Annotated in this window: 8 protein-coding genes and 1 pseudogene; 2 read left to right on the forward strand and 7 right to left on the reverse strand. The window is 34.1% G+C overall.

The features are described 5' to 3' along the window. Window positions 1-389: 389 nt before the first annotated feature. The 3 genes from yppF to V7068_RS16290 all read right to left on the reverse strand — a co-directional run bounded on the left by yppF (window position 390) and on the right by V7068_RS16290 (window position 1,497). A complete protein-coding gene (yppF, locus tag V7068_RS16280) occupies window positions 390-623 on the reverse strand; it encodes a YppF family protein (protein WP_499713666.1) in 234 nt (77 codons plus the stop codon). 134 nt (window positions 624-757) lie between these two features. Beyond that, window positions 758-1,144, reverse strand: a complete 387-nt coding sequence (locus V7068_RS16285) for a hypothetical protein (RefSeq protein WP_499713667.1) — start codon at window positions 1,142-1,144, stop codon at window positions 758-760. A gap of 77 nt (window positions 1,145-1,221) precedes the next feature. Beyond that, window positions 1,222-1,497: a MutS N-terminal domain-containing protein gene (locus V7068_RS16290; RefSeq protein ID WP_499713668.1), complete on the reverse strand. Its 276-nt coding sequence runs from the start codon at window positions 1,495-1,497 to the stop codon at window positions 1,222-1,224. Window positions 1,498-1,681: 184 nt separating this feature from the next. Between V7068_RS16290 and V7068_RS16295 the strand changes: the two genes are divergently transcribed. Beyond that, a complete protein-coding gene (locus tag V7068_RS16295; RefSeq protein ID WP_127760400.1) occupies window positions 1,682-1,813 on the forward strand; it encodes a small, acid-soluble spore protein L in 132 nt (43 codons plus the stop codon). 104 nt (window positions 1,814-1,917) lie between these two features. On the opposite strand, the gene V7068_RS16300 is transcribed toward V7068_RS16295, so the two are convergent. The 4 genes and pseudogenes from V7068_RS16300 to V7068_RS16315 all read right to left on the reverse strand — a co-directional run bounded on the left by V7068_RS16300 (window position 1,918) and on the right by V7068_RS16315 (window position 5,360). Next, window positions 1,918-2,100 carry an ADP-ribosylglycohydrolase family protein gene (locus V7068_RS16300; RefSeq protein WP_499713669.1) on the reverse strand — a complete coding sequence of 61 codons (183 nt, stop codon included), beginning with the start codon at window positions 2,098-2,100 and terminating at the stop codon, window positions 1,918-1,920. Window positions 2,101-2,613: 513 nt separating this feature from the next. Beyond that, window positions 2,614-3,129: a YehS family protein gene (locus V7068_RS16305; protein WP_499713670.1), complete on the reverse strand. Its 516-nt coding sequence runs from the start codon at window positions 3,127-3,129 to the stop codon at window positions 2,614-2,616. A 166-nt stretch (window positions 3,130-3,295) separates the two neighbouring features. Beyond that, a pseudogene (locus V7068_RS16310) lies at window positions 3,296-3,713 on the reverse strand (DDE-type integrase/transposase/recombinase); the annotation flags it as partial. 255 nt (window positions 3,714-3,968) lie between these two features. Then, window positions 3,969-5,360: an amino acid permease gene (locus V7068_RS16315; protein ID WP_499713671.1), complete on the reverse strand. Its 1,392-nt coding sequence runs from the start codon at window positions 5,358-5,360 to the stop codon at window positions 3,969-3,971. A gap of 501 nt (window positions 5,361-5,861) precedes the next feature. Between V7068_RS16315 and V7068_RS16320 the strand changes: the two genes are divergently transcribed. Then, window positions 5,862-6,585, forward strand: a 724-nt coding sequence (locus tag V7068_RS16320; protein WP_499713672.1) for an acyltransferase family protein, incomplete at its 3' end; no start/stop codon positions are given.

The raw sequence follows: 6,585 nt of genomic DNA on the forward strand, positions 1-6,585 counted from the left end.
CTTAAAAAAAGAAAAAACAACAAAACAAGAAAGTGAATTTATATCCACCCTCTTGTTTTGTTGTTTTATTCCATTTCTTTTCTTAATCAATTTATATATTTTCAGTTTCTTAATAAAAATAATTTTTCTAAAGCTCTTATCAGAATAAATATTTGTTCTAAATCATCTGAAATAATATTTTTACTTATATAATATTAACTTAGTTCACTTCTAAAAACGTAAGTCACTCTATTTTTGGTGAAAACACTATTTTGATTTGAAATGAGCGGCATGGTAGGCTTTATTACTTCTCGAAATATGCCTTAGTATGTGGCTTTTTGATTTCATTATACCTCTTCAACCCACACAAGATTTATTAATTACAAAATTAAAATTAGCTCAAAATTCAATTATCGAATACTTAATTTACTTGTTTCAAAATTAAAGGGTCTTGCTTGTACAAAAAATGCTTCCGGCTTTTGTGCCCCGCGTTTGTCCAACTCAAAAAAAAGCTTTTTGTATTCAACAATACATAATTCCCCATCGATATAAATTTTTTGAATATAATCTAGCAATTCATTGACATCTAATGGGTTTTTATCCTTTACCAATTTAAACTGATGTATTAAATCTTCTACTAACATAGTAATCACCCATTCCACTTGTATTTTTTCAAAATAATGTATGACCTTACGAATATTGTAGCATGTGAATTACTCTTCACTTATTTTTTTGAAAATTCAAACTTACGACATGTTTTTACAATATTTTTTAATCATTACGGAAGAGGTTTTTTCTCTAATATACTCTTAAAATTCTTTCTGTAGCAAAAAAGCAGATAACTATGAGCGATGACAAGGATTACTGCTAAAAGAAGTAACGAATGATCTAAAAACAAGTGAAGCAAGAAAATGTTGGCTACAATCGGAGATAGTATTGCAAGGGCTAATGGAACGAAGACATTTATCAAAAGGAGCACTCCACATATAATTTCTAAAGATTTTTCAACAATCAATAGATATTCAAATTCAAATAATGCCATTGCTTCAGAACTAGTTGCTATAAAGGGTTCGAGTCCAAAGATTACAAAATAACCATTTAAACCTGCAGTTAAGAAAATGACCGCTAAAAAAAGTCTTGTTATATGAACCAATAATTTAGTCAATTTGCACACCTCCTATTAGAATCTATTCAACGTATATTGATCATAGTCTGAAAATGAGAATAGGAAATGTCATTCATTTAAATGAAGATTTTAAAAATCAAACTTGCACCGATACCTGCTACTAAAAAGAAAATAGCTGCTGTACCGCAGCCCCGACGTTCAGCCAAGTCTTCAGCATATTCTTTTGCACAATGTCTGCATAAAGTGTACCCCCTCTTTATCGCCTCTTCTTCTTTAATTTTTCTTGCTGGGGTTTTCCCCTTTAGAATTCGCGAGGTAGTGGGACAGTCATCGTCGAAGTAGTGATAAAATTTCCCCGTCCTAGTAATATAGACCTCATCACCTTTATGCATTGTATATCACCATCCTTCATTTTAGTATTGGATCACACCGTTTAAGAAGCTCTGGATATTTTCCAATCCAACTTCTCAAGTACATTATGTTATAAGAATAGTCAATAAAGGTCTCGATATACTTAACAAAAATAACCAAAATGAGTTTTAGCATTTTGGAAATACTAGTGTAAGGAGGTGTCATATGAGTAAAAAAAATCGTGGTGCAAAAGCATTTAGTGGAGTAAACCCTCAAGGATATTCAACAGGCACAGAGCGGGAAAGACAACCAAAATCCCAACTTGAGAATGCCGCTAAGAAGAATAATACAAAATAACAAATATGTCTTAGATAAGGATTGTGGGACTTACACATACTATGCAAGTCCCACAATCCTAAACTAATTCTTTTAAAATAGTGCTTTCCTTATCTAAAACCGCTTTATTTATTATCGCGGATGTCATAAAGAGCATTTGAAATCTGTGTTAGCAATTCTCTATCCACTAATTTATTAATATATTTCTCAGGAATTTCATTAAACCCAACCTCTATACCTTTAAGCCCCCCTGCAATAGCAGCAGTCGTATCGCTGTCATCCCCCATGTTTGTAGCTCCAACAACCACTTCTTCAAATGTGTCGCTAGTTAATAACCAATAAAGACTTCCGCCACCCCAAAGCTCACGTCCACCTGTATGTCCTGTATTTTGATGAATTTCTTCATTTACTAGTTCTGACCACTCCCATGGCTAAAGCCAAGGGGTTCTTTCTCACAAACATCCTACTTACCATCTTCTAAATGAGGGGTTGCCTAATCGGATAATCACGTAGTTATGTAAAAACACTGTTGCTTGATAGACATGTAGTACGATTCCCAACATGACGAAAAATGAAACTAAGAGGGTAACTTCAAAAAATCGTTACAAACCGACCTTTTGAAGTTACCCTCTTTCGATATCGCTTTTCTTTTCATATACGAGGAAGCACATAAATACTTTAAATTTATTTCCAATGGGAATATCAAATCTCAAAGTACAACGAAACGAAAAAGATTGATTCTAAAACCGTTATTAATCGTCATACATTTATTATTCTTTGCAAGAAATAACTTAAATAGCTTAGACGACAAGCACGATAAATTATGCTCTATATGTGAAAGCTAAACCTTTTAAGAATTTACGGGTGAAATTATCACCGCATTCTTTATAATTTCGATGTCCTGCTTTTCGTAAAATCGCTCCTAATTCTCCTTTTGATACAATGATACCGCCATCATCAAGGATATCCAGTATATCTTCCGTTGTTAATTGCAGGGCTACTTTCAATTTTTTAAGCAGCATATTATTCATATGGTCCTTGTTCTTTTCAGTAGGTTCAGGGCTTTTAGGTTGTCCTGGTTTTGAATCTTGTTTACCTCTTTTAAAAGTAATAAGGCCATTTAAAAAGGACTCTAACATCTTATTAGTGCATTTGATCTGATCTTCAACTTCCTCTCCATCAACTTCATCATCATATTCATCTTTTGATTTTGTAAGAATCTTTAGTACTTCGTCTTTTGTAACTTCTATACCGCCAAGTTTAAATATCTCTACCATATCTTTATTTTTTATATCTAGAGCATATCTTAGCCTAATTAATATATCGTTGTTATCCATTTATAAACCTCCAAATAATATTGCCATATGTATAGTCATCATTATTATTGTCCTTTTAAGAACCAACATTAATCATTCTAACCTAAATAAACGTATTATTGTAAAAGTATCGGAACTAAATATAAAGATTTTATAAAAAAACTGATTTGGTTGCAAATATGACTTGTTAGAAACAGAGAACCTCAATACCCCTTTCATCTATGAATAATGATGCTGTTCTGAATAATTTATGTATGAATTCAATATCGCTTTGGACAGATTGCACTTCCTTGTTAGTGTTATCCTTTTTTCAGCATAGCATTGGCTTCACAGATAGTCTGTTTGGCTGTTCGAGACATTTTTAATCCTAGCATAGAGAGGACTCGCTTCTTTATAAAACGATGCGGTCTTGCTCTCCACTATGTTATTCAAATACTTCTGTTGTCTAAGTTAACATATCATCAGGTATGCTTCTTTAACTCTTCAATAGCTATAGGATAAGCCTAACTCTTATCGACTGTAATGGCTCGAGGCTTAGAGGCATGAAAAGACCGCAAAGCTTTCTTGCAGAAGCGCTTTGCAGCCTTTTTGTCTCTTATTTTACTAGTTTCCATTTAAATAAATTTTGTTTTCCATACCAATCATATACCTTTTATAGAATAATAGTATCAGTATGCCCAAGGTTTAGAGATTCATTTCCATTGTCTTGAAAGTTTTTGAACCAAAATCGAATGTAGAGTCATAATGGTTGTGTAAGTCTTTTTAAGGATGTCTACTTGACAGAAGAAAGTGGTTTTTTACTGGTGTATGCTTGAATGAGAGATAATCAAATCCATTATGTTACAGTGAGTGGAAAATCTTTAATTTTTGGCTAGTTTGCTTTTTCTTTTACCGTACAATAAATAAATCACAAAACCTAAAATCATCCAAACTCCAAAACGAATCCAAGTGATTTCAGGTAAACTGATAATGAGATAGATGGAAAAACCAATCCCGATTAAAGGTATCACTGGAACAAATGGAGTTCTAAATTTTCTTTCAAGACCAGGTCGTGTCCTTCGAAGCACTATAATCGATGAACAAATGACTATAAAGGCTGCCAAAGTACCAATATTAACGAGTTCAGCTACTTCATTAATAGGAGTAAATCCTGAGACAAGTGCAGTAATCAATCCAATAATTAAAGTCGGACGGTGAGGCGTTTTATACGTAGCATGTAATTTCGAAAACCATTTAGGTAGCAGACCATCCCGGCTCATGGCGAACCATATGCGTGAACCGGCAAGCATAAAGGAAAATAACACAGATAGAATGCCTGCAATAGCAGCTGCTGAGATGATCAGTGTAATCCATTTTATGCCAACGTGATTAAAAGCTTGTGCCACCGGTGCCGCATTATTAAGTGTATGGAAAGGGGCTATCCCTGTAATAATCAAGGACATGCCAATATATAGACATAAAGCAATCATTAACGATATGACAACTGCTCTAGGTAAATCTCGTTGAGGATTTTTAGCTTCTTCTGCTGCTGTAGTTAAGGTATCATAGCCAAATACCGCAAAAAACACCAACGCTGCTCCACCCATTACTCCTTGAAAACCAAAAGGCATAAAAGGGTACCAGTTAGCTGAATCAATATAAAAACTGCCAACGATAATGACTATTAGAATGATACCTAACTTAATAATAACCATCAAATTGTTAAATTTAGATGCTCCTTGTATACCCAATGTAAGTAATCCAGCAATAGCTAAACTGACTAGCATTGCAATCAAGTCTACTTTATGACCAGATCCCGTTCCTGGAGCACCTTGGGCCCACACTGGAATATGAATGCCAATCTGTCGAAGAATTTCTTGCATATAACCTGACCATCCAATGGCTACCGTTGCAACTACAAGCGCGTATTCTAGCAATAAGTCCCATCCAATCAGCCATGCCGCTCCTTCTCCTAATACCGCATAACTGTAGGTGTAAGCACTACCTGCTACCGGGATCATTCCTGCAAATTCCGCATAACATAGGGCTGCTGCAGCACTAGCGAGCCCTGCAATGAGAAAGGAAAGAATAATGGCGGGTCCTGCGTGTTCAGCAGCTGCCACACCCGTTAAAACAAAAATGCCTACACCAATAATGCCCCCTAACCCAATCGCAGTAAGCTGCCATAATCCTAAGACACGTTGAAGCCCTATATTTTTAGTGCTGTTCTGCTGTAATTGTTCAATGGACTTTTTTCTAAAAAAAGTATTCATTGACTTCCTCCCTGTTCTCCGTCTCATTATTAACAAAGAGTTCGTTTCTTACCTCGCTATGTTTACTTAAACATTAGATAAAGCTCCCCCAACGTTAGCGATAATCTCGCTTATGATAAGTTTACACGCATTTTTTTGTAATATTTTTACTATTAATTCACAGTTTTTTTTCATTTTTTTCAGTCCCAATATCATAACTCGGATAAAGTACGTTAAAACAAAGAGTTTAAATAAATTGCAATCAAAAAGCCCTTTTTTCATAGAATCAAAGGGCTTTTGTCTGAAAGATAATAGGTATCAAATTGTATCAGTTAAATCAAATGCTTGCTGTAATGTTGATTTCCTCCCATACCCTTTTCCAAAATGATTAAATTACCATTATTACAATTAAATACCGAACATAACATTAAACCTTCAATTTGTTTAAATAATAGGGAATCCACACTCATTCAAAGGAGTTGCCAATATAATTTTAAAAAAGTGTCAGTACTGGGGGGAATCATGAAAACACGTAATTATTATTTCGATAACGCAAAATTTATCTTGATATTCTTTGTTGTTTTTGGCCATTTTCTAACGTCTTTTATTGAAGATAACGAGACCATATATACGATATATAAAGTGATATACACCTTCCATATGCCTGCATTTATTTTAGTATCGGGGTTCTTTGCAAAAGGTTTTTACCAGAAAGGCTATGTAAAAAAAATTACGAAAAAACTGATTTTTCCTTACCTCATTTTTCAAATAATCTACTCTGTTTTTTATTATTTTTTATATGACCAGTCGGAAATTACACTGAACCCTTTTAATCCACAATGGTCATTATGGTTTTTAATAAGTCTGTTTTGCTGGAACTTGATGCTTTTACTTTTTGCTAAATATAAAGCCGTTGTTTCAATTACAGTCTCACTTGCAATTGGATTGCTGGCTGGCTACGCAGACTGGGTATCCAATTATTTAAGCCTATCAAGAACTCTTGTATTTTTTCCGTTTTTTCTACTAGGATATTATCTAAAGAAAGAATATATTTATTCATTATTTAAAATAAGGTTTAGGCTGCTCGCCCTCGCTGTTTTTGTGATTGTGTTTACCGGCTTTTATTTCTATCCAGATATCAGCTATAAGTGGCTTCTTGGCTCGAATTCTTACGAGGAACTAGGTGCAACCTCGGTTGCAGCCATGTTTAAAAGACTTGGATTTTATTTATTAAGTGTTTTAATGG

This window comes from Bacillus sp. JJ634 (assembly GCF_036962285.1).
In the GTDB taxonomy this organism is placed as follows: Bacteria; Bacillota; Bacilli; order Bacillales; family DSM-1321; genus Peribacillus; species Peribacillus asahii_A.

Coding starts and splice junctions, on each gene's coding strand:
- yppF (WP_499713666.1), bottom strand. CDS start 623: ATGTTAGTAGAAGATTTAATACATCAGTTTAAATTGGTAAAGGATAAA.
- V7068_RS16290 (WP_499713668.1), bottom strand. CDS start 1,497: ATGCATAAAGGTGATGAGGTCTATATTACTAGGACGGGGAAATTTTAT.
- V7068_RS16295 (WP_127760400.1), top strand. CDS start 1,682: ATGAGTAAAAAAAATCGTGGTGCAAAAGCATTTAGTGGAGTAAACCCT.
- V7068_RS16305 (WP_499713670.1), bottom strand. CDS start 3,129: ATGGATAACAACGATATATTAATTAGGCTAAGATATGCTCTAGATATA.
- V7068_RS16315 (WP_499713671.1), bottom strand. CDS start 5,360: ATGAATACTTTTTTTAGAAAAAAGTCCATTGAACAATTACAGCAGAAC.